At 45.7% G+C, this 24609-nt stretch carries 13 protein-coding genes; 3 read left to right on the top strand and 10 right to left on the bottom strand.

Annotated elements, in window-relative coordinates:
• Positions 1-392: 392 nt before the first annotated feature.
• From Q3C19_RS15530 to Q3C19_RS15500, 7 genes are all read right to left on the bottom strand, one after another.
• Complete coding sequence (locus tag Q3C19_RS15530; protein WP_302730499.1) at positions 393-2981, bottom strand: alpha-amylase family glycosyl hydrolase; 2589 nt, start codon at positions 2979-2981, stop codon at positions 393-395.
• A gap of 230 nt (positions 2982-3211) precedes the next feature.
• The gene (locus Q3C19_RS15525) at positions 3212-4615 is read right to left on the bottom strand and encodes a DUF5115 domain-containing protein (RefSeq protein WP_277122373.1); all 1404 of its coding nucleotides are present in this window, start codon (positions 4613-4615) and stop codon (positions 3212-3214) included.
• Between the two features lie 36 nt (positions 4616-4651).
• A complete protein-coding gene (locus Q3C19_RS15520) occupies positions 4652-5824 on the bottom strand; it encodes a SusF/SusE family outer membrane protein (protein ID WP_302730498.1) in 1173 nt (390 codons plus the stop codon).
• Between the two features lie 41 nt (positions 5825-5865).
• Positions 5866-7542, bottom strand: a complete 1677-nt coding sequence (gene susD / locus Q3C19_RS15515; protein ID WP_022161993.1) for a starch-binding outer membrane lipoprotein SusD — start codon at positions 7540-7542, stop codon at positions 5866-5868.
• 21 nt (positions 7543-7563) lie between these two features.
• Complete coding sequence (locus Q3C19_RS15510) at positions 7564-10593, bottom strand: TonB-dependent receptor (protein ID WP_288911472.1); 3030 nt, start codon at positions 10591-10593, stop codon at positions 7564-7566.
• Positions 10594-11377: 784 nt separating this feature from the next.
• Complete coding sequence (gene galB / locus Q3C19_RS15505) at positions 11378-13852, bottom strand: beta-galactosidase GalB (RefSeq protein WP_302730495.1); 2475 nt, start codon at positions 13850-13852, stop codon at positions 11378-11380.
• Between the two features lie 12 nt (positions 13853-13864).
• Positions 13865-15037 carry a glycosyl hydrolase 53 family protein gene (locus Q3C19_RS15500; RefSeq protein WP_302730493.1) on the bottom strand — a complete coding sequence of 391 codons (1173 nt, stop codon included), beginning with the start codon at positions 15035-15037 and terminating at the stop codon, positions 13865-13867.
• A 397-nt stretch (positions 15038-15434) separates the two neighbouring features.
• Between Q3C19_RS15500 and Q3C19_RS15495 the strand changes: the two genes are divergently transcribed.
• The 3 genes from Q3C19_RS15495 to Q3C19_RS15485 all read left to right on the top strand — a co-directional run bounded on the left by Q3C19_RS15495 (position 15435) and on the right by Q3C19_RS15485 (position 20327).
• Positions 15435-16439: a LacI family DNA-binding transcriptional regulator gene (locus Q3C19_RS15495; RefSeq protein ID WP_287642187.1), complete on the top strand. Its 1005-nt coding sequence runs from the start codon at positions 15435-15437 to the stop codon at positions 16437-16439.
• Positions 16440-16500: 61 nt separating this feature from the next.
• Positions 16501-17865, top strand: a complete 1365-nt coding sequence (locus tag Q3C19_RS15490; protein ID WP_302730490.1) for an SLC45 family MFS transporter — start codon at positions 16501-16503, stop codon at positions 17863-17865.
• 149 nt (positions 17866-18014) lie between these two features.
• Positions 18015-20327 carry a family 65 glycosyl hydrolase gene (locus tag Q3C19_RS15485; protein WP_022162145.1) on the top strand — a complete coding sequence of 771 codons (2313 nt, stop codon included), beginning with the start codon at positions 18015-18017 and terminating at the stop codon, positions 20325-20327.
• Positions 20328-20449: 122 nt separating this feature from the next.
• Here the strand turns inward: Q3C19_RS15485 and Q3C19_RS15480 are convergent, their stop codons facing one another.
• Genes Q3C19_RS15480 through Q3C19_RS15470 form a run of 3 tightly spaced genes read right to left on the bottom strand, consistent with a single transcriptional unit; the run spans position 20450 to position 23823 of the window.
• Positions 20450-21685 (bottom strand): sodium ion-translocating decarboxylase subunit beta, encoded by a 1236-nt coding sequence (locus Q3C19_RS15480; protein WP_022162146.1) that lies wholly within the window; start codon positions 21683-21685, stop codon positions 20450-20452.
• Positions 21685-23520: a biotin/lipoyl-containing protein gene (locus tag Q3C19_RS15475; protein ID WP_022162147.1), complete on the bottom strand. Its 1836-nt coding sequence runs from the start codon at positions 23518-23520 to the stop codon at positions 21685-21687. Before Q3C19_RS15475 ends, Q3C19_RS15480 begins: the two co-directional genes overlap by 1 nt.
• A gap of 42 nt (positions 23521-23562) precedes the next feature.
• A complete protein-coding gene (locus tag Q3C19_RS15470) occupies positions 23563-23823 on the bottom strand; it encodes an OadG family protein (RefSeq protein ID WP_022162148.1) in 261 nt (86 codons plus the stop codon).
• Between the last annotated feature and the right edge of the window lie 786 nt (positions 23824-24609).

Raw genomic sequence — 24609 nt, 5'->3', positions numbered from 1 at the left:
CTCGAAGAGAATAAGTTGTAGAAGAAGCAGAAAAAGAAAGAAGACAGTACGAAAACGTTTGCACCCCAATAGTTATGATAAGGTATCCAAGCCTCTGTATACACCATTGTTTTTCAATCATTTGTAGGACACTTGCACGGCTCGCGAGCCGTGCAAGTGTTCCTCGCGAGCCACACAAGTGTTGTTCACGAGCCGTACAAGTGTTTTATAAAGTGATGTCGAACAAAACACGGGAAACAGGCACACATTCCACCACTGATCTATTAAAAACGACTGTATCATTAACACTTACATCATACTAAAGAAGATTCCCCTGCCCGTCTCTCCAACTCTCACGAATCGTAAGAAACAGCCAAGGGAATCTTGTATAATGGTCGATAGAAACAGCGATATTATTTTAGTTCCAATACAAGAACTTCTTTGGGAGAAAGTTTCAACATATCTTTCAGTTCAACCGTCTTGCCCGTAATCACATCTACACCGGTACGCTTATCGCCAATGACTTCCCGATAATGGTTCAGCGAAAGCTCATTATCGCGGCTGACGCCATTCAGTACAACCAGCACCTGTCGGCCTTGCCAAGCACGCTCGTACACATATATACCATTGCGAGGCATAAAGTGCTTCATACTCCCACGTGCTATCACCTCACTGCCTTTCCTCCATTGCAGCAACGTACGCATAAAGGTATAAGCCTCCTGCTGCATCGGTGTCCGCCCTTCGGCCACAAACAGGCTTTTCTCGTCTTCTTTCCAACCGCCGGTCATGTCCGGACGGATTCCTTCGAAACCAAACTTCTGAGTCGTACCATTAAACAACATTTCCTGTCCGTAAAAAATCTGGGGAATACCCGGAACCGTAAGTAATACCGTAACAGCCTGCTTGTATGCGTTCAGGTCTTTGGGTGGTTCAGGCAAGAAACGGTCTACATCGTGATTTTCGTACAAGCGCATCACATTATACACATCAGCATAACAACCATCGTAGGCAAAATGCTCGAAAATGGTCTGCAAACCGGTATTCCACGTGGTCTCCTCGTGAAAAGCCTTGCTGGCAATAGCCTGCAGATGAAAGTCCATGACCGATTTCAGGCCCGTATTCTTCGGATTGAAACGGTTGCCCTGCTGCCAATAGGCAGTTCCCAAAGGATTGGTGACAAGTACCTCGCCTACAATATTCATATTGGGATATTCGTCCATCACTTCTTTGCACCAACGTGTCATCATGTCACCATCGGGATACGGATAGGTGTCCTGACGTATGCCATCCAGCTTGGCATACTCAATCCACCAGATAGAATTCTGTATCAGATAATCGGCAAGGAAAGAATTACGCTGGTTCAGGTCGGGCATGGATTCCACAAACCAACCGTCGGTCATTTCCGTCTTCTCTACATCGGATGCATACGGATCGAGAAATACTGTTTTATTGTGATTGGTAAACACATCACCGTCCGGTGTATTAAACCAACTGCGCATCGGTGGGTCTATCATCCAGGGATGTTTGCTGCCACAGTGATTAAACACCATATCCATAATCAGTTTCATATCCCGTCCGTACATAGCCTCGGCCAGCCGAACATAATCTTCATTCGTACCCAAACGAGGATCTACCTGATAGTAATTCGTAGCTGCATAGCCGTGATAAGACATCTCGCCCATATCGTTCTCCAGCACCGGAGTAGTCCACACAGCCGTAATGCCCAACGTATCAAGATAGTCCAAATGCTGAATAAGTCCGGCTAAGTCTCCACCGTGACGAGCTCCCATTTGCTTACGGTCGGTCACATAGGGATAAGTCATCGGCAAACGGTCGTTCGTTTCATCGCCATTGGCAAAACGATCGGGCATCAGCAGATAAATGGCATCGGATGAATCAAATCCCTTCCGGTCTTCGGGACGGCCAGTCCGTTCCTTCAGTTCATATTCGTAATTCAAATTCTTCTTCCCATTTGTAAAACGGATATTGAATTTACCCGGGCAAGCTTCTCCTACCTGCAAGTATACAATCAGGTAATTAGGACTCTCCAGCGGATGCACACTCTCAACCGTCACTCCCGGATAATCGATCGACGGAGTAAACGAAGCTATATTATTGCCATAGATCATCAGTTGCAGACGAGGATTCTTCATGCCAGTCCACCAGAACTCCGGTTCTACTTTTTCCACAGTCTCAGTTTTCCGATTCCCCATCAGGAACTGTAACGGTGTGGCAAGCCGGGCCGCCCAATCGGTTTCGGTATGTGCCGCTCCAGGAAATACTCTTGATGTCCATGACGGCATCTGCCATCCTTTAGCCTTCATCAGACTATCGAGTTCATCCTGATAAGCAGGATAGAAAGCATCAAGGGTTGCATCACCACGATCCATGTATATCAGGCGACTATTGGCTTTCGGAAGATGTTTTGCCAGATAATCTCTGAACGCTTTCGCAAAAACATCAGCCTGACTGTTGGGCAAAGTATTACTAAGCACCATCGGTACATGGGTCGACAAACAACCAGCTCCACCGAAAATATCCGGATATTCACACAAAGCATACAAAGAAATCAATCCACCCATGCTCGATCCCATCACAAACGTATGTTCTACGCCTTTATTCGTCGAATAAGTACGGTCAACAAAAGGCTTTACCTCTTCTACCAAAAAACGAAGATAATTGTCGGCATTGAAAGTAACCCCATCAGCTATCGGCGTACCTTGCGGCAGATACTGAAGAGATTTTTGCGGAAAATAATCACCATACCGAGTAGCGGAAATATTGGATACTGCCACCACAATGCACGGTTTTATTTTGTTTTCTCTGATCAGTCTGCCAACTATTTCGTCCACCTGCCACTCTTGGCCATTCCATGTGGTAGAAGCATCGAAAAGCATCTGCCCGTCATGCATGTATAGCACATCGTATTTCTTTCCTGACGAATAATCAGCAGGTAACCATACACATACATCACGCGGAGAGATATAATCAGACTGAAACATTCGATGTTCTACTAACCGACCAGTCTGTACTTTAAATTGTGCAAAAACGAAATTACAGCCTAACAAAAAAAACGATAAAAGAATTAAAAACTTATTTTTCATTATGCATAGTCTATAAATGAATGATTAACAAAAAAGGATTCCCTTAGCCCATTGCTTCCAATGTAAAAAGGGAACCCTCTATAGATTACTAGCAGTCATTCGGTAATAAACCGAATTATCTGCTTTTATTAATTAGCTGCTTCTATTGTACAATAAGCCTTACCTTCGCACAGCGGATAAAGGTTGATCGTATACTTACCGGCTGCAACCGCAATATTTCCTCCGTTCTGGGTAGTCAGCTGTTCTGGAGTTCCTCCCCAGCTGATTGTCCAATCATCATTTGCACGGAATTTAATTTCTCCATCAGTCAGATCGGTCGTAATCGTCCAGCAACGATTTTCAACGCTATAAGTCATATCTGTATCGCTGTCCCATCCGCTCGGAGTGGCACTACCAATAATACCTATTGCAATAGGAGTCAAAGTATATGTCTTCTCATTCAGGTCTACCACTACCTGATAGAAACCTTCGGGCTCAGTGATCGTGATATTGGCAGCATCAGGAGCCGTGCTGAAATCGGCTCCGTAATTCGTACCATCCCAATTCGGCTCGGAACTGAACTTAAATCCATTCTGATTGAGATACATATAACCTGTATAAATGTTGTTGAACTCCAGGCTTGCCAGCATATCGACATGGCTCCAGCCATTAACGTCGCCAGCCATATAAAGATAAGCTGTTGCCGGAGCTACCGAATAAGTATAGTTAACGACATCAAGCGTAATGATGAAATGACCAGCTCCTGCAATAGCTGGAGTTTCTACTTTATACTTATCACCTGTCCATACCACAAAGTTTTCAGTCTTTGTATCACCATTGACGCGACATCCCATTTGTACAGCATTGGCAGCATCCCAGCCACCGTTCACATCATAAGCTGCATAGAACTTGAAATAGCTGGAAGCTTCGTTGGTTGTCTCTACAGTAACCTGATATACGCCTTCTTTATTGGCAACTGGTGTCATAGCCATTGGATTAGCAGGATCCCATCCTGTAAAGTCACCCAACAAAACATAACCACCTTCACTAATAGCAGGAGTTGAAATCGGAGTCAGTTTGGCCTGAGATGTTCCGGAAACGTTGACAGCCTCACCACTCTTCAGCTTGGCAGCCACGTTCATATTCACATCAAATACTCGTTCCACATGAGCACGACTGAAAAACGCATCGCGTACTACAGAATCCAATTCCAGCGTATTGACTTTCACATTGCCATCCCTGACAGTAGCATTGATTGCCAGTCCATTGATATTGATGCTATTCAGTTTAATAGAAGCCACATTGGGATTTGTAGAAGACAAAGATGCTATTACGACAGAATCAGTTGCCTGTAGTTCCTCAGCTACTGATTCATAAAACTGATCCATATCAACCGTAGCATCAGCACCGGCAGCAAAGCTGATTTCATATTTAGAAGCCGGATCTTCGGGAGAATTGGATTGGGGGTTAGCCCAATCCGTATAATCTTCCGTACAAGCTCCTAAGGCAATTCCCATAAAGAGCGCACATGCAAATATCTGATTTTTCTTCATAATGTTTTTCCTTTAAAAATAAGATTATCATTCTGGTTATTTCACCTCACCTTTCTCTATAGCGTCTACACCCGGTGTACCGATAGTAAGATACAGCTTCTGACCGGCTGCAGGCTTAACACTATATTCTGCACCCATTGTTTCTTCCCAGCTATTAGGAATATTGTCATTACGCCAGAACAACGTACCGTCGAACAACGTAAACTCAGTACGCCACCACTCAAATTCTGCCACCTTCACATAAGCTCTCATCTCACCTCCACCAATAAATTCAGGTGAAACCCAAGCTTCGGTATCATCGGCCGGTGCCGTAAATTTCAATGCAGGATCAGAATCGGTCCAAGAGGAAGTTGCATTACCGATAATATAGAATGCAGCAGGATGTACATTCAATGTATAATTGATGGACTCACCGTCAATCTTAGCTTTGAAATAAAGTACATACCAGCCTCCATTGGCTACCTTAATGTTGCCACCATTATCAGACAGTCCGGCTCCGGCTACATCATTGTACAAGTTGATGTCAGCATAACCTAACCACTGTTCCGGATAAGTACCCCACTTGAACTCACCGCCATCAGGTATATAAACAACGGCAAAGTAGTTACCAGGCAAACCGTAAACAGGTGTAAACTCCTTCCAGGTTCCCCATGGTGCTCCGATGCTTGAACCTGCTACATAAAGTTTTTCGGGCAATGAAATGCTCGGTGCCTGATAAGTAGCTACTACCTGAAGCTTAATAACATTGGAATAGCAGTCGCCTTTATCCAATCCGTTTACATTAGCATGCAAACGTACATAAAGGTCTTTCACTTCGCCAGAAGGGTATTCCACTCCTTCATTAGCTTCCAGGAACATATTAACAACAGCGTCATTCAACCGACTAGCGGAAATTTCTATGACTGTAGAAGTAGAACTCGTCACAACTTTATATACAGGATTTTCACCGCTAAAGTCTCCGAAAGAAATTTCCACATCATAATTAGTAACCAAAGGTATGCCTCCATAATCAGGCTGACTCGTAGTAAATATTACTTTATCAGCCGCCAATAGATCCAATACATTATTTGCAGCATTGGCAGGCATATTCAATACAAAGCCTGTAGTGTTTTCATGGAATGTAGGATTGCTGTCCATATCCTTTTCGCACGAAGTAACCAGCATCATGCACAGAACGGCGAGCAACATTCCTGATAATATTTTTTTCATAATCGTAATATGCTTTTTATTAGTTCTACAAATAAAACAGTTTAATATCCCTCGTTCTGATTCAGATTTTCATTACCTCTGATGTCATCAGCAGGAATCGGATATACTTTAAAATAATCAGCCACACTCTTACCTTCGGCTACACCACCTTTGAAATCCCAAATATATTTGTCACCGGTAAACAATCCGAAACGATTCAAATCGCTACGACGACGACCTTCCATATAGAATTCACGGCACCACTCATCAATAATAAACTGTTCTGTGATCGTTGCAGGTGTAGAAGCACCGGCACGAGAACGTAATACTTCGATATCGGCACGTGCCTGTTGCGGATCACCACTCAGACGGAATTTGGCTTCTGCACGAGTTAAGAACATCTCTGCATAGCGAATCAAAGGTATATCCACGTCAGGGAATTCAACGTGTGAAGTTGGAGCACCGTCTGTACGAATGTTACTCCATTTCACGATAGAAAGACCTGAGTTAAAGCCAGCAATCTGTTCAAACTCAATGCTACGCAATCCACCGCCACAACCGGAGTAAAAGAGTGCACGGTCATCATTAGCCTTACGCTGTACGTCCTTAGTTGTAGTTCCAGCAGCTTCGTCCAAAGCAATAATATCCGCTTCTGTAGCATTGTCCGGAGCTTTTTCTGTTGCTAACGGACAATCGTCCAAATTAGAGAAAAACTTCTTTACCAAAGCCGCACGAGCAAAGTTACAGCTCCAACCATTATTTGTACCCATGTAAGGCATACCGGTTATACGAGTTGAACTTACCAGATAATTAGCACCGCTATAGCACTTGGTCTTTACACCATCCTGACGGATAGGCAGAATAATTTCCTTCATAGCCTGCGGATTTTCGTCATTATCGGCCATAAATACCTGTTCATAACCTGTATAGCCATTCTTATCAGCCTTCGAAAGTTCATATTTTCCTTCCAGCAAATCGCAATAGTCAATTGCTTTCTGATAATCTTTCACTGCACCGTTGGTATATACCTCTGAGTTAAGAGCCAGACGGGCATGAAGCATATAGGCAGCTCCACGGTCGGCACGTCCAAAATTGGCGGTATTATTAAATTCGCCAACTTCTGCCATTTGAGGCTCTATCTCTGTCAATTCCTTATCAATCCAGTCATAAAGATCCTTACCAGCCTTTTCTACAGGCAGTTCGTAAATATCGTAAGTTGTCTTGAAAGGAGCTTTTCCCCAAAGATCCAAGAAATACCACAAATGGAGTGCACGGAGGAAACGTACTTCCGCACGATACAGTTTGTATTGGGGGTCTTCGGCCTTGTCTTCTGTATTCGTCAGATAAAAGTTACATAATGTTACGTCGAATGCCAGACGTTGGAAAGCCCATTGAACACGTGGAGAAGAAGACGTCCATTCGATGTTCGTAATCTGAGGAATGTCAGCATCGGTCTGCCAAGCCCATGCACACTCGTCGGTGCAAAGTTCCTGCAAGTTAAACGTTGTACGGTAAAAACCGCTTTCGCCTTCATCGCTACTGATATCACCATTACCAGCAGGGCCTCGTTGGCCGGTCAAGCCAAGCGTACTATAGATCTTGGCCAACAATTCCATATCACCATAAGAAGAGCTGGATTGCGGATCAATGGATGAAATATTCAAATCATTGACACACGATGTGGTTGCTCCGCCCATCAGAAGAGCTGCGAGAACCGTTTTCAGAAATATATGTTTCATATGTTTGTACAATTTAATAGATTAGAAATTAAGGCTTAAACCCAACTGTATGCTGAAAGGACGCGGATAAGGATTAGAGTCGATACCGCTTGACACTTCCGGGTCAATACCTTTGTATTTAGTGATGATAAACGGATTTTGTGCTGTAAGGAAGGCACGTCCAGAGCATGTTTCATGACCTGCTACCTTGAACAAAGCCGGGAACGAATATCCCAACGTAATGTTCGAGCATTTCAAGAAAGAAGCATTCCGAACAAAATAGTCACTCAGGTAGTTGGTGTTTCCAGCACCGATACCTGTAAAGCCCAGTTCCACAGCTTCGGGAGTTGTATTATGAAGTGTACTATTAGTATACAAACCAGCTTGACTGACCATAGCACGGTTGGACAGGAAGTCATAGTATACATAGTTACCGATAGAAGCACGGAACGCCATGCTCAAATCCCAATTCTTATACAGGAACTTAGTCGTAAGTCCCATGATGATATCAGCAGCCGGTTTCTTATAGAAATAACGGTCACCATCGTCGATACGGCCGTTACCGTCACGATCGACATACATACCTTCAATAGGTTTGCCGTTTTCATCGTAAACCTGCTGGTAAACGAAGAATGAGTTGGTTGCCTCACCTACCGTATTGGCCTGAATCTTTGTATTATTACCACGGCTGATCTTATCTCCGGCCCAAGTATAATATCCTTCGTCACCATCCACCAATTCAGTAATTTCATTGTGGTTCCATGAGATATTATAGCTTACATCCCATGTAAAATCTTTGGTAACAATCGGCTTAGCATTAATCGCAAACTCAATACCGTAATTCTTCAAAGAACCGATGTTCTTAGTCAACTGAGAACCGAACTGCATTCCAACAGGGATAGTTATTGAGTTCAACAAATCGGTTGTTTTACGGTAATAACCATCTACATTGGCAGTGATACGATTGTTCAAGAATGCCAAATCGAATCCGGCATTATAGGTAGTCGTAGTTTCCCATTTCAGATCAGGATTATAAGCCGACGGACGCATGGTGTTATAATAAATATCACCAAAAGGATAGAGAGCAAAAGAATCACTGGTTGTATAATGAGTTTCGTAACCAAAATCGGAGTTGATATCCTGCTGACCAGTCATACCCCATCCTAAACGCAGCTTGAATTCATTCCACCAAGTAAGGTCTTTCATAAATGCTTCTTCGTTGATCTTCCATGCCAAAGCTACTGAAGGGAAATACCCCCATCGGTTGCCTTCGGAAAAACGTGAGGAACCATCGGCACGGAACGTAGCAGTCAGCATGTATCGGTTAAGGAACGTATAGTTCAAACGTCCGAAATAAGATACCAGACTGTTATGAGTGGCCCAAGCCTGTTCTTCTCTCAGCTTCGCATCGTGAGGCTCACCAGTATATGGATCGGTACCTTGACCGTAGTTGTAACCGCTACGATGGAAGTGGCTCTCTTCACCACCGAGCATGATGTCAAAGTTGTGATCGCCTATTTCTTTAATGTACTGAGCATAAGCGTTGGCTGTAACACTATACTTATAAGTCTGGGTTACACCTACCCAACCATAATAGTTCGGGCTATATGCATATTTCGAAGTAACATCGTCCTGCTTGCTTTCAGTGTACTGCCCACCATAGCTGGCATGGAGAACCAAATCTTCGAAACCGTGAATCTTATAATCTACCTCAAAATTACCGGTAAAGTCGTTAGTAGCAGCTTTTGTATTCTTCAGATTCAGCAAAGCTACCGGATTTTGCGGAGCATTGGGATTATTGGTATACTTCCACTCCGGATTGAAATCCTTGGGAGCCTGAGAATACTGATAGTATCCACCAAAGAAGGGAGCACGTTCGTCGCCCTCATCAAAATAAACCGGCAATGTAGGATCCATGCTAAGAGCTGCACCAATAGCACCACCCGCATCGGCATAGCGGTCTTTTTCATACATATACTTCGCATAAATCTTCATATTCAGATGGTTGTCGAAGAACGAGGGAGACAAGTTCAAACCTACGTTGGCACGACGCATCCATGAAGTTTCTACGATACCGTCAGAAGAATTATAACCCAAGCTCAAACGGTAAGGAATATTCTTCACACCACCCGATACCGATACATTATGACTATGCGAAATAGCTGTGCGGAAGATTTCATCCTGCCAGTCGGTATTGGCATTTCCCATACCAACTTCGCCAGCCTTGTCACCCCACAACTGTCCGACAAGATTACGGAATTCATTGGCATCCAGCACATCGTATTTCTTCTGAATCATAGAAACCGTCATATCACCGTTGTATGATACAGAAGGAGCTGCACCGCTCTTACCCTTCTTCGTGGTAATGATGATGACACCATTCGAAGCACGGCTACCGTAAATAGCTGTTGCAGAAGCATCTTTCAATACGGTAAAGCTTTCGATATCATTCGGGTTGATCATAGCCAACGGGTTACTCATACCGGTCGGCGTATTGTTATCGATAGTCAAACCATCGATTACAATCAACGGGTCGTTGGAGGCATTCAATGAAGAACCACCACGTACACGAATCTGGGCACCGGCACCAGGAGTACCGCCCGAAGTAATTACATCTACACCCGGAACTTTACCGACCAACATATCCTGAGCATTATTCGTAATACCCTTGCTCAGTTCATCGGGCTTAATGGCTGTTACTGATCCGGTCAAGTCATCTTTCTTTGTACGACCGTATCCCACAACAACCACTTCACTCAACAATTCGGCATCGTCCTGCAACGTTACAACCACCGACGGAGCAGCAGCAACTTCTTGTGTCGTATAACCAATGAAAGACACCACCAACGTGGCTCCTTGAGGAACGGTCAATGTAAAGTTACCATCCATATCGGTAATCGTACCATTGGACGTATTTCCTTTTTCAACAACATTAGCGCCTATCACACCACCCAGAGCATCTTTCACATGCCCCTTCACGGTAACATTCTGTGCATAAACGCCTACAGACAAGAACAACCCTAACAATAAGGGAAGAATCATTTGATAGATTCTAAGATTAACTTGCTTCATGCATCTAAAAAAATTAAAGTTAACAATATTAATTATTACTATTCTTTTTCTTTCAACCGAAACTGTCACGTGCCGTTTACATAGCATTCCTGACTATAAGGTACAAAATGACTGAGGCAAATATATAGGTTATCGGATTATGTAAAGATACAGGAAGAGTTAAATGTCGAAATTGAAACATGCAAACGATTGCACCAGACGCGCAATGCCTCTCACTGTATATGAAGTTACCTGCTTTTCAGCCTCTCCTACAACACAGACGAACAATGCTTGTACTGCTCGCGAGAGACACTTGCATTGTTCACGAGCCACACTTGCACCGCTCGTGAGCCACACTTGTGTTGCTCAACTGCATTGCTTGCTACATCGCCTGACAACGATTGTTACACCTCCTGACATTGATTACGATTCCTTCCTGCATTAATACCTATTTTCTCCGACCAATGTAGATGTTTACACTCGTAAAGTATCACTTCAGAGATACAAAGTAGTACTTTAAAACAGCCATAACAGACATCCGACAAGACAGTCAGAATGCGTACATACCCACAAAAGTTCTGAAACGTAGTTTTTTGCTTTCACGCTTTCACCGTCTCCCTATAGTCTGATTAACAAACAATTGCGGTGAAACATGAGGTTTCACCCACGTTTCACCGCAATTTCAAAAAACAGGATTACGACTGTGTCTGATCAGTCTTTCCAGAATAGTCCTTTCACCGTAAACAACTTGTATTTAACCACTTACGGTGAAACCTCACCGATTATAGGTCTTTCTTCCGGCGTTTCACTTCACTTTCAGCGTCAGCTTTCCTGCCTTCACCCCTTTGGCTTTGGCTTCGAACACCAGATTGCCCGACTCAGCTCCACTTTGTACAATAGCTGTCAGCTGACCACTGAAAGCATGCATACGGGGCAGATGGAAAAGATCGAGGCAGGTTGCATCGCCATTGGCAGCAGCACGGAAACTTCCCGCTCCTTTCACAGTGAAAGAAACCAGACGGTCGTCGGCCGGACAAAGATTACCATCCTTGTCTACTACCCGAACCGTTATATAAGCCAGGTCTTTGCCATCGGCCGAAAGTGCCGTACGATCGGCCACCACTTCCAGATGATGAGGTTTGCCCGCTGTACGTACAGTCTTTTCTTCCACCTTCTTGCCACTGTTATCGTAAGCCACCACTTTCAGTTCGCCCGGCTCGTAAGGCACGTCGGTCCACATCAGCCGATAACGGCGCTGCAACCACAACGAATCCTTTCCCTGCAAAGCACGAGCCTCATCGGCTGTCAGTTTTCGCTGCTTGCCATAGCTTTTACCGTTTACAAAGAGTTCAGCCTCAGGATAATTGGTGTAAACAAAGACCGGTGTATTTTCTCCTTCACGTCCAGGCCACGTCCAATGAGGCAGCACGTGCAGCGTATTGTCCCGCTTGTTCCAGATGCTGCGATACAGGTAGTAACGGTCTTTAGGCAGACTGGCCAGGTCGATGATACCAAATACCGAGCTGTGGCTGGGCCAAGCATCAGTATCGTAAGGCGAGGGTTCGCCCAAATAGTCGAAACCCGTCCATACAAACTGCCCCAGCGTCCAGTCGTAATCGTCAGCCAAAGCAAAATCCTCATCGGGCACGTTCGACCACGAACAAGCTTCCAGGTCGTAACCCGACGACTGATGGTCGTCGTACATAGCCTGTTTCTTCAGTTCAGCCGGGAATTTATAGACTCCACGCGAGCTGACAGTCGATGCCGTTTCAGAACCCAGCACCAGATTCTGCGGCAGTTTCTCGTAAGACTCCACATAGCGGTGAGTGCGATAATTCAGTCCCGGCACATCGAGCATGGCCGCGAAGCCATTGGCCAGCACGCACGACACCTGATCCATACCGCACGTCACAGGGCGTGTCGGATCCTCGCGATGACAAATGTCTTGCAAAAACGAAGCTACCTTGTAACCTTCAGGACTGCATTGCGTAGGCACTTCGTTTCCGATGCTCCACATCACCACGCTGGGATGGTTGCGATACTGGCGAAGCATGTTTACCATATCCTTCTCGGCCCACTCCTTAAAGAAGCGGTGATAGCCGTTTTCGCATTTGGCAATGTCCCACTCGTCGAAAGGTTCCACCATCATCATAAAGCCCATTTCATCACAAAGTTCAACCAACTCCGGCGCAGGCATGTTGTGCGACGTACGGATGGCATCACATCCCATATCTTTCAACAGTGTCAGCTGACGGCGAAGAGCCGCTACATTGATTGCGGCTCCCAACGGGCCAAGGTCGTGATGATTGCATACCCCCTGGAACTTACGATGCTGGCCGTTCAGGAAGAAACCTTTGTCGGCCACCAACTCAATGCTGCGGATACCGAAACGGGTAGTATACTCGTCGGTCTGCAGCCCATCTACATAAATCTTTGAAACAGCCTTATATAAATAAGGTGTTTCGGGGCTCCACAACCGGGGAGCATCGACCAAGAAATTCTGTTCGAAAGGCTGACCGTGGTTAATTTTCATCGTATTGTCTTTCGAAGCCACCACTTCACCTTCCGGAGAAAGAATCTGGGTCAAGATACGAACATCCTTCGTCCCGGCCCCTTCAACAGTTGTCTTCAGACAAACAGAAGCATATTCGGCAGAAACGTGCGGTGTTGTCAGTTGCGTTCCCCATACCGGTACATGCACAGCCTCCGTCGCCACCACACGTACATTTCGGTAGATTCCGGCTCCCGGATACCAGCGAGACGACTGCGGACGGTTCTCAAGGCGGACAGCCAGTAGGTTCTTTGCTCCCTCTTTATTTAAATAAGGTGTAACGTCACAATGAAACGAGTTATAACCGCACGGCCAGAAACAGACTTCCTGTCCGTTGACATACACACGAGCCTCGCTCATGGCGCCATCGAATACCAGCGACACCAGTTTACCAGCCGGAGCCTCGAACGTAGTCCGATACCACCCTACTCCGACATAAGGCAAACCGCCCGTACGTCCGGTCTTTACCGAAGCCGCCGTCTCCAGATTCTGAGTGACAGCCACCTCCTGCAAGTCGTGACTACGGTCGAAAGGACCATAGATGGCCCAGTCGTGAGGCACGGTCACAGCTTCCCACTGCTTGTCGTCAAAGTCTGGCTTCATGGCATCAGCCACATCACCTTTCATAAATTTCCACCCTTTTTCCAATAAGGTTTCCGTTCGCTGCTGCGCAACAGCCATCCAAGCCAGCAATGCGCAACATAAAGTCATCAATAATCTTCGGTTCATATTTATTCTTTATTATTCTTTAAACCCATCCATGATTACAGTCGGCCGGCCATCTTCGGTAAAAGCTCCCAATCGATATTGGCCCGGTTTGCATTCTGGTTCCCAATAGAATACACCTTTACACTTGTTTCCTGTATTTTCACGGCATTCTTTTATGAGACGTGCCAGCTGCTCTTTACCCTGTTGCAATACGGCATCGCTTGCCAGGCGTCCTTGGTCGTCAGCACACTCCATACCCGTCTCTACTACCATCACATCGCATCCGTAACGGGCACTTACCTTCTTAATATTAGCAATACAATCCGTAATCGTTTTTTCTGCCGTATATTCAGGATGTTCCTGCATAGTCCAATAAGGATAGATCGACATACCTATCATGTCCCATTTTCCGCCGTTCTTCTTCAGCTCGTCGAAGAACCAGGTATAAAGTCCATTATCATATCCATTGTCCAGATGAACAATGACAATGGCTTGCGGGAAAACCGCCTTTACGGCATCATAACCTGTATTTATGAAAGTGGCCAAATTGGCCCAGTTAGCCCGATATTTTATCTCAGTCGAAGTCGTATTCGATCCTTTCACGTCGCAAGCACGGATGTCATACGAAGCTCCGCTCAGCGAAGCATCTTCGTCCCACAACATACCCGGACGGATTTCGTTTCCTACCTGTACCCACTTCGGAGTAACTCCGGCCGCCTTCAATGCATTCAATACTTCGGTCGTATGGTTCGCCAACGCTTTCTTCAATTCGTTTATTCCCAATCCTTTCCAGGCAGCCGGCTTATGCTGCTGACCGGGATCGGCCCACCAGTCGCTATAATGAAAATCGACCATTACATCCATATCCAGTTTCTGAGCCCTCTTGGCCTTCACAACCAGATCTTCCGTGTTGCACCAGTTGTCATGCTCCTTCGGATCGACCCATACACGCAAGCGGATGGCATTAAGCCCATATTCCTTCATCAAAGCCGTACATTCACGTACTTCTCCAGCCTGATTCTTAAAAACATGTCCTTGACTTTCCATTTCGGTCACCCAGCTGATATCAGCCCCCTTAGCAAAATCCTGGCTTTCTGTGACAGTAGAATCTTCCTCCGACTCTTTATTATTAGAGGTTCCGTCTCCGCACGATGACAATAACAACAAGGCTCCCAACGCCCAACTCATAAAGTAAAAGTGTTTCATAGTCTACTATTTAATAAATAAAACATATATACATAATCAACAATCCACCTAAAACAGGCTACAATGACCTCAACCTATTCAACAATAAGAGTACACAACTTATTATTCCTTAGATAATAGCTGAACCGCCTCAAAGATAAACAAATCTTCTGCAACAACTATAAAGGCCTTTGACAAAAATACAAAAAACAACAGTAACACAGCCACCTAGCAAGAGCTACAAAGAAGCCCATCTATGCAATCGTTTGCAAAAACGGATAAACCGATAACAGTCAAGACATAAAACATTTTCAGGCAAATCGCTTACATTTGCAATGGGAACAAGAATATTATGCCTTGATACTTATTTGGGCAGACAACTTTTTTGCCTACCTTTGGGTAGAAAATACCGATACTTATGAACAAACCTCAAATCACCATCAAAGACATAGCACGCGCACTGAAAGTTTCGCCGTCGACGGTTTCCAGAGCGTTGAAAGACAACCCGGACATCAGCCAGGAAACACGCGATCTGGTACATGCCTATGCCAACAAACATAACTACAAGCCCAATGTACAGGCCGTGAATCTGCGGGCAGGACGGAGTAACACGATAGGCGTCATCGTTCCGCAAATGGTACACCATTTCTTTTCGTGCGTACTGAGTGGAATAGAACAGGCCGCTTCGGAAGCAGGATACAATGTACTTGTAGCCCAAAGCAACGAATCATACGAACAAGAAGTAAAAATTATACACTCATTTCTCGCAGCACGTGTATGCGGTGTTATTGCTTCGCTGGCTAAAAACACCTCGCATTACGAGCACTATCAGGAACTGCTGGACAATAATATTCCGATTGTCTTTTACGACCGTATCTGTACCGGTCTGAATACAGAACGGGTGGTAGTCGACGACTATGCCGGATCGTTTGCCGCCGTTGAGTACATGATACAGACCGGATGCAAACGCATCTTTTTCTACGGTTCCGCACCTCATCTGGAAATCACCAAGAACCGCCGGAACGGCTACCTGGATGCTATGAAGAAATACCACATTCCGGTAGATGACAGTATGATAAAGCTGTGTGATACCCGCGAACGCGCCATTGCCATCACCCCCGACCTGTTGGAATCGGAAGAGCGCCCTGACGGCTTTTTCGCCATCAACGACGAAACGGCGGCAGGAATTCTTTATGCCTGTAAGTTGGTAGGCATCAAAGTCCCCGACGAAGTTTCCATCTGCGGATTCACCGACGGAGCCATCGCCCAAAACACCGATCCCAAACTGACAACCGTAGAGCAACACGGTGAAGAAGTCGGAAAAAGTGCTTTCAGCATCCTGGCCAACAAACTGGAAGGAGAAGAAAAACGCAGCAACAAGATTGTCAGGACAAACCTGATTATCAGAGGCACAACCAAATAATTTCTAAACCGATTCAGATTCAAGGCAACAACCAACTGAAAAACAATTAACTACAAATATCATGAAAGTAAAACCAGACTTGAGTTTTTGGAAGCTGTGGAACATCAGCTTTGGCTTCTTTGGCGTACAGATAGCCTACGCCCTTCAGAGCGCCAACATCAGCCGCATCTTTGCCACGCTGGGCGCCGACCCTCACTCTCTTAGTTATTTCTGGATACTGCCACCGCTGGCCGGTATCATTGTGCAACCACTGGTAGGTGCTGCAAGCGACCGCACCTGGACCCGCTTCGGACGCCGTATTCCTTACCTGTTCATCGGCTCACTCATTGCCGTACTGGTGATGTGTCTGCTTCCCAACGCCGGTAGTTTCGGCATGGAAGTAAGTACAGCCATGATCTTCGGACTTTTTGCCCTTATGTTTCTTGATACATCCATCAATATGGCCATGCAACCTTTCAAAATGATGGTAGGCGACATGGTAAACGAAAAGCAGAAAGGACTGGCCTACTCCATCCAGAGTTTCCTATGCAATGCTGGCAGTCTGGTCGGCTATCTGTTCCCTTTCATTTTTGCATGGATTGGAATCCAGAATACGGCTGCACAAGGAGTGATTCCCGACTCCGTTATCTATTCATTCTACATCGGAGCCGTCATCCTCATTCTTTGTGTCATCTATACCACTGTCAAAGTAAAGGAGATGCCTCCTAAGGAATATGCCGAATATCATGGTATCAGCGAAAACGAAAAGAAAGAGAAAACCAACATGCTGAAACTATTGGTGAAAGCCCCCAAAGCTTTCTGGACAGTAGGTCTGGTACAGTTCTTCTGCTGGTTTGCCTTCATGTTCATGTGGACTTATACCAACGGCAGTATCGCAGCCAACGTATTCGACGCACCTACTGTAGAAACCGTTGTGAACGGTGCGAAAAAAGTTTTGCTCGACACCACCAGCCTGCAATATCAGGAAGCAGCCAACTGGGTCGGAGTACTTTTCGCCGTACAGGCTATCGGTTCGGTACTGTGGGCCATTTGCATCCCCATGTTCAAAAACCGTCATCTGGTCTACTCTCTTAGCCTTATTCTGGGAGGAATCGGTTTCATTTCCACCTATTTCATCCACAACCAGTATGCACTGTTCATTTCGTTCATCCTGATTGGATGTGCCTGGGCAGCCATGCTTGCACTTCCTTTCACCATCCTGACCAACTCTTTAAGTGGTGGCCACATGGGTACTTACCTGGGACTGTTCAACAGCACCATCTGCATTCCGCAGATTATAGCAGCCGCACTGGGTGGTTCCATCCTGTCACTGTTCACTCCGGAAGGTTGTCTTCCTCCCGAAATCAATATGTTGGTGACAGCAGGCGTCATGCTGATTATCGGAGCAGCCTGCGTTTATATCATCAAAGAAGGTAAAGACAGTTAATACAAACACCGTCGCGACATTGCCTGTTGGCAAACCAGGCATCATTCTGTCGGGTCATGTAGGAGAAATGCTCCACATTGTTTCCCGACAGAGTGATGCCTTTTCATTTTATTTCTTATCTTTACGCCCATAACACTAATACGAATGCCATGAAAAAGTACCTGAAAACCGATGAATGGAACATAATAGAAGACAAGTTTCATGCCGACAACCTCCGCATGTCTGAAAGCATATTCAGCTTGGGCAACGGAAGGTTCGGACAACGTGGTAACTTCGAAGAGCCATACAGCAGCGACAGCTACCAGGGCTCGTTCGTAGCCGGCATTCCTTTCCTCGACAAAACACGGGTTGCATGGTGGAAAAACGGATTCCCCTATTACTACACACGCATACCCAACGCGGCCAACTGGAGCAGCATTCACCTGAGACTTATAGACGAAGAACTGGACCTTGCCCAATGGGATGTGGAAAGCTTCAACCGCCGACTCGACATGTACGATGGTATCTCCTACCGCGATGTAAAAGTGACTTCGCCACGCGGCAACAGCCTGCAACTGCATGTAGAACATCTGGCCAACATGGCTTTCCCCGATCTGTGTCTGATCAGCTACAATGTTACTTCCCTAAATTATAGCGGGAAATTGTCACTTCTTCCTCTGCTCGAAGCCAACCTGAACGAACGCTCGGAACAGACCGAAGAACGGATATGGAACCTGCTTGATTCGGGAGTTGCCCATGACTGCGCCTACTTATGGACACAGACCCGACGGGAAGATGCTCAAGTGTGCTATGCCATGACTTACCAATTCTATAAAAACCACAAAGAAGCAAGCCACAACCCCATACGTATCGAAAAAGGCAAGCAAACCGGCTTCAGCCTTGGCATCGACATGAAGCCCGGAGACACCGTAACCCTTCTGAAATATGTTGTGATAGCCTCTTCGCTTTATTATGAAAGACAAGAACTTGTCGAAAAATCCATTCACATAGCCCGTGAGGCCAAAAATAAAGGATGGGAAACCTTAACCCAAGCTCATAAACAGGCCTGGCACGACATTTGGGAAGAAGCCGATGTCGTCATCGAAGGAGATCCGGAAGCACAGCAAGGAATCCGTTACAATATTTTCCAACTTTACCAGACTTATAGGGGAGACGACCCAAGACTGAACATTGCCCCCAAAGGGTTTACAGGAGAAAAATACGGAGGCAACACTTATTGGAATACCGAACTGTGCTGTGTTCCCTTCTTCCTTTTGTCCACTCCAAGGCAAATAGTCAGAAATCTGCTGATGTATCGCTACAACCAGCTTCCCAAAGCCATTGAAAATGCCCGAAAATTAGGATTTGACGGTGGCGCCGCTCTCTTCCCGCAAGTAACCAACAACGGAGAAGAATGCCACAGCGAATGGGAAATCACTTTCGAGGAAATACACCGAAATAATATCATCGTGTATGCCATCATACAACATGCAAGCATCACAGGATCGATAGACTACATACTGCAATACGGCCTGGAAGTAATGATTGCCATCTCCCGTTTCTGGAGCCAGCGTACTACCTTCTCACAGGCCAGGCAGCAATATGTCATTCTGGGAGTGACCGGCCCCGATGAATATCAGAACAACGTAGACAACAACTGGTACACAAACTTTTCGTGTATACGTTGCCTGAAGATGACACTGAAACATCTGGATCTGGCTGCCCAACAATATCCCGAAGAATACAAACGTATATGCGCAGCCACACATTTCGACTACGAAGGCGAAACGCCTTTGTGGCGCGACATCATCGAACATATGTATCTGCCCCAAGATGCGGAGAAAGGAATTTTCGTACAGAACGACGGCTTTATGGATAAAGTACTGCAAACAACAGATGCCATCCCTCAAGCCGAACGCCCCATCAACCAGCATTGGTCCTGGGACCGCATTCTCCGCTCCTGCTACATCAAGCAAAGTGATGTCCTGCTGGGCCTCTACCTTTATTATTTCCTGTTCGATACCGAAACTGTCCGGCGCAACTTCGACTTTTACGAGCCCATGACTGTTCACGAGTCGTCGCTGTCGCCCCACATACATGCCATACTGGCTGCACGCATCGGCGAAACCGAAAAGGCTTATCAACTGTTTGTACATGCTACCCGAATGGATCTGGACGACTACAACAATGAAGCCGATCAAGGATTGCATATCACCAGTATGCCTGGTTCGTGGCTGGCCATTGTCCGAGGATTTGCCAATCTGCAAACACAAGCCAATGAGTTAAGCTTATCGCCTGTCCGGCCTTCGCAATGGGAGAAATACGCTTTCCGAATTAATTTTCAAGGCAGGAAACTAAAAATAGAAATAAGCACAAAAATACAGATTACATTGTTGGCCGGCGAAACCTTAAACGTTAAGATATATGATGTTGACTACCAACTGACTCCAGAACAACCGTTGTGCATAGCCTGCAACGGCTGATCCGTAACTGCAGCATTGCCACAACAACCAGCAAACTAAAACTTATATCACTCACCTGTTAAATAAAAAAAGGATGCACCGCTCCGATACATCCTTTTTCACATTATCATCACAACTAATTATTATCCCAAGAACGAGATAAGCACACCGGCAGCCACGGCAGAACCGATCACACCGGAAATGTTGCTCGACATACAATAGTTGAGCACATGGTTCTTCGGATCATATTTTGTAGCAATCTCATTGCACACACGGCTGGCCATAGGCACTGCACTCAAGCCGGTAGCACCGATAAGCGGGTTGATCTTCTTTTTCGAGAAGAGATTGACTATCTTTACAAACAGAATACCGCCCGAAATAGACAAGGCGAATGCAAGGAAACCACCAATAACAATACCGATTGTCGTCCAGTTCAGGAATGCCTCGCTCGTCATAGTAGCACCGACACTCAGTCCCAGGAAAATGGTAGCCGCATTCATAATGCTGTTGGCAGCTGCATCGAACAGACGGCTCGTATCCGAACCGATTTCCTTAATCAGGTTACCGAACATCAACATACCGATCAAAGGTACGGCAGTAGGCACGAACAAGGCCACAATGGTAGTAACCGCTATCGGGAAGATAATCTTCAGCACACGCAGGTTCTTGATTTCCGTCTTCGAAGGATAAAGTTTCTCCTGTTCCTTCATGTTGATCATCAGTTCTTTCTTGGTACAAAGCAACTTCACTACCAACGGAATAATAACCGGAACCAATGCCATATACGAATAAGCAGCAATAGCTATCGGGCCCAACAGATGGGGAGCCAGCTTGATCGTAGTAAAAATAGCCGTAGGACCATCGGCACCACCGATAATACCCAATGCTGCAGCTTCTTTCGGAGTGAAGCCCATCAGTACGGCACAAAGCAATACGGTAAAGATACCCAGCTGGGCAGCCGCACCGAAAATAGAAAGACGCAAATTACGAAGCATCGGACCAAAGTCAGTCAACGCACCTACACCCATAAAGATGACAGGTGGCAGGAAACCGGTCTTTATCAACATATAGTAGATGAAGTTCATCAGTCCCAGCTCGTGAGCAATTTCGTGCAACGGCATCTCCCAGATGTTCTTCATCACTCCGTTCACCATCACCATGCCGTTCTCGTCGGCTTGGATAACTCCCATTTCACCTCCAGGAAAATTGGCGATAAGCACACCGAAGGCAATAGGTATCAGCAAAAGCGGTTCGTAATGCTTCTTGATACCCAGATAAAGGAGAACGAAAGCAATGGCATACATCACAAGGAACGACGGATCGGCAATGATGTTACTGAATGCCGTCATGTCATAGAGTTTTGCAAATATATCTTCCATTATCCAATCTTCATTAATACATCATCTTCTGAAACTGAATCTCCCGGATTGACACAGATGGCAAGAACCGTTCCGTCAAAATCGGCACGGATGGCATTGTATGTCTTCATAGCCTCGATGTAACCCAAAAGATCACCTTTTTTCACCTTATCGCCCACCTTTATCGGAGTTTCCTGTGTATTCTTGGTCAGGAAGAACTTTCCTTCAAGCGGTGCAGGAACGTCTTTGCCTTCGCCTACGGGAGCCTCAACCTTGGCTGTAGCCGAAGCAGGCAGATCGATATCGCCATAAGCCACTGTCACACGATAAGACTGCCCGTCTACCTGTACGGTAAGCGTTTTCGGTTTAGCATCGTCCAGCGGAGACTTGTCGCGTTCGGCACGGCGTTTTTCCACATCAGCAAGGAAGTCTTCTTTCGCCTTTCCACTCTTATAAGCCTCGTATTGTGCAGGGTGCATGGCATATTCGAAGAGTTCTTCGTCGTCTTCGCCTGTCTCCCACTTATTTTCCTTCATCATCTTGCGATACTTGTCGAGGCAGTCGGGATAATTATCTTGCGGATTACCGGTGAAGAACTTGCGTCCTTCGCGTTCTGCCTTCTCCACAATTTCCGGAGCCAACTGACCCGGCAATTTTCCGGCTTTACCCAGAATCATATCCCAAATGTCGTCGGCTATCATACCCCAACGTTCCTTGCCTTTCTCCATGGCAATAACGTTCATCATGGCCAGGTTCTTAACATACTGGCTGAAAGGCGTTACCAAAGGAGGATAACCTACACGGGGCCATACATAAGCCACTTCGTTGAACAGCTTGATGAGCAGTTCGTCCTGCTTCATAAACGGCAGGTTCCGTTTGGCCTTGTATTTGTTGATGCTTTCCAGATTGGTTTCCAAATCGGCCATCAGACTTCCCATCATACCACCCGGCAGTCCCGGACCGATCAGCAGGGAATTCATCAGACGGTTGCGAGGCGAGATGTACAGTCCCAGGAAATCGTCCATGAATTCCTGAATCAGGGCACGTACTTTCATATAAGCCTCCATGTTGATTTCCGGCACCTTGAATCCGGCATCCTTCAGCATGGCCTGCACACTGAGCAAATCAGCATGGCCTGTACCCCACGACAAAGGCTCCATACCTACATCGATATAGTCGCATCCGGCTTCGCAGACAGCCAGAATGCTGGCCATGTTGAATCCGGGACCCGCATGACTATGGTACTGAATAGGAATATCCGGATGGGCAGCCTTGATGTTGGCCACAATCTTGCCCAAGGTTACAGGACGTCCGATACCGGCCATATCCTTGATACAGATTTCATCGGCTCCCAGCTTGATCAGCTGCAAAGCCATGTCTGTATAGTATTCTACCGTATGTATGGGTGAATGAGTGATACACAGCGAACATTGCGAAATCATGCCTGCTTCGTGAGCATATTTGATAGAAGGGGCTATGTTGCGAATGTCATTCAGACCGCAAAAAGTACGGGTAATGTCCGTTCCCTGCGCTTTCTTTACCTTATAAAACAGCTTTCGCACATCGGCAGGAACTGGGCTCATACGCAAACCGTTCAACGCACGGTCCAACATATGGGTTTGAATACCTGCTTCATGGAAAGGCTTTGTCCAGGCACGTACGGCCTTATTGGGGTTTTCTCCAAACAGCAGATTTACTTGTTCGAAGCCGCCACCGTTGGTTTCAACACGGGCAAAACATCCCATTTCGACGATAGCGGGAGCTACTTTCACCAGCTGGTCTACACGTGGCACATACTTACCGGCACTCTGCCACATGTCCCTGAATACCAAGCTGAACTTTATTTCTTTCTTCATACCTTATTAATTGAATTTGTATATTACTTCTTTTCTTATCGATTACAGTTTCTCTACTTTAGTCACTTTTCCTTTATCGTGTGTCACTACCGACACCGCAGCAGCAATGGCGGCCATAATATTGGCAGGAACCGGGGCAGGCGCATTGGCTCCAGCTGACTTGGCAGGGACAGACTCTTCGGGTGCGTATTTATTCACCAGCGCAATAAGTCCTTTTCCTAAATAGATAACAATCAGCAGGATAGCAAATACAGTCGCCATACCTACCACCATTAGCAAAAGTGCGATATTCAAGTTCTCCATACTTATAGTTTATTAGTTATTTAGCCAGATTTCAAAAAAATCGTTCGAAATTACTGAATATTACTGAGAAAAAGTCGTTCAGTTGTGATAAAATATATTAAAAAGGAAGATATACAATCCCCAGCCTTCCTTCTTAACTACTTAACAACCAAGAGGTAATTTACACTCTGCCATCACCTGAGCCTTCTTGATTCATAAACACCCTGAACACACATACAACTACATCTTACCCGACATCCAATCCGTGATAAACCGTGTCATCTACAGTGTTTTTCAGCAGTTTGCAGGATGAAGTTTCATCGTAATTGTCTTGGGAATGAGCTGTTTGTGGTGAAAGATGGATACGCGGACAACGCGGAGAGGACGGACGAACGCGGATTTTAATCTTTAAATACAGGCAGAACAGATTTCCTGAAAGGGGTGAAAGTTGATGCCAGTCTTGCAATAATTTTTTCCCAGTTAGGAAAAAATTATTGCCTAGTTAGCAAAAAATTTTTCTCTAACTGGGAAAAAATTAACGGGTTGTACAGCCATCCAGATTTATGTTTCACCGAATGTCGGTGAAGCTTTATCTTTCACCATATTCTACTGAATATCAACAAGAAATTCCGCATTGAAAGCGTGAACCCAATTTCCCTTTTTCTTTTTTTATCCGTGTTAGTCCGTCCTCTCCGCGTTGTCCGCGTATCCATCCTTCACCCGTTATTCATTTTTAATCATTCACTTCCCATTCTTAACTAACGTGAGTTCGATATAAGCAAATAAATATTTCACTGAAAATTAGGA

The sequence above is a fragment of the Bacteroides sp. ET489 genome, assembly GCF_030518095.1.
GTDB classification, from domain to species: Bacteria; Bacteroidota; Bacteroidia; order Bacteroidales; family Bacteroidaceae; genus Bacteroides; species Bacteroides ndongoniae.
Note: the sequence above shows the minus strand (reverse complement) of the source record. Positions and strands in the feature narration are given on the sequence as shown.

Bases quoted from the DNA above. Each gene is read 5' to 3' on its own strand.
- Q3C19_RS15480 (WP_022162146.1), bottom strand. From the start codon at position 21,685: ATGGAAGATATATTTGCAAAACTCTATGACATGACGGCATTCAGTAAC.
- galB (WP_302730495.1), bottom strand. From the start codon at position 13,852: ATGAACCGAAGATTATTGATGACTTTATGTTGCGCATTGCTGGCTTGG.
- Q3C19_RS15530 (WP_302730499.1), bottom strand. From the start codon at position 2,981: ATGTTTCAGTCTGATTATATCTCTCCGCGTGATGTATGTGTATGGTTA.
- Q3C19_RS15510 (WP_288911472.1), bottom strand. From the start codon at position 10,593: ATGAAGCAAGTTAATCTTAGAATCTATCAAATGATTCTTCCCTTATTG.
- Q3C19_RS15485 (WP_022162145.1), top strand. From the start codon at position 18,015: ATGAAAAAGTACCTGAAAACCGATGAATGGAACATAATAGAAGACAAG.
- Q3C19_RS15495 (WP_287642187.1), top strand. From the start codon at position 15,435: ATGAACAAACCTCAAATCACCATCAAAGACATAGCACGCGCACTGAAA.
- Q3C19_RS15500 (WP_302730493.1), bottom strand. From the start codon at position 15,037: ATGAAACACTTTTACTTTATGAGTTGGGCGTTGGGAGCCTTGTTGTTA.
- Q3C19_RS15470 (WP_022162148.1), bottom strand. From the start codon at position 23,823: ATGGAGAACTTGAATATCGCACTTTTGCTAATGGTGGTAGGTATGGCG.
- Q3C19_RS15525 (WP_277122373.1), bottom strand. From the start codon at position 4,615: ATGAAGAAAAATCAGATATTTGCATGTGCGCTCTTTATGGGAATTGCC.
- Q3C19_RS15490 (WP_302730490.1), top strand. From the start codon at position 16,501: ATGAAAGTAAAACCAGACTTGAGTTTTTGGAAGCTGTGGAACATCAGC.
- Q3C19_RS15520 (WP_302730498.1), bottom strand. From the start codon at position 5,824: ATGAAAAAAATATTATCAGGAATGTTGCTCGCCGTTCTGTGCATGATG.
- susD (WP_022161993.1), bottom strand. From the start codon at position 7,542: ATGAAACATATATTTCTGAAAACGGTTCTCGCAGCTCTTCTGATGGGC.
- Q3C19_RS15475 (WP_022162147.1), bottom strand. From the start codon at position 23,520: ATGAAGAAAGAAATAAAGTTCAGCTTGGTATTCAGGGACATGTGGCAG.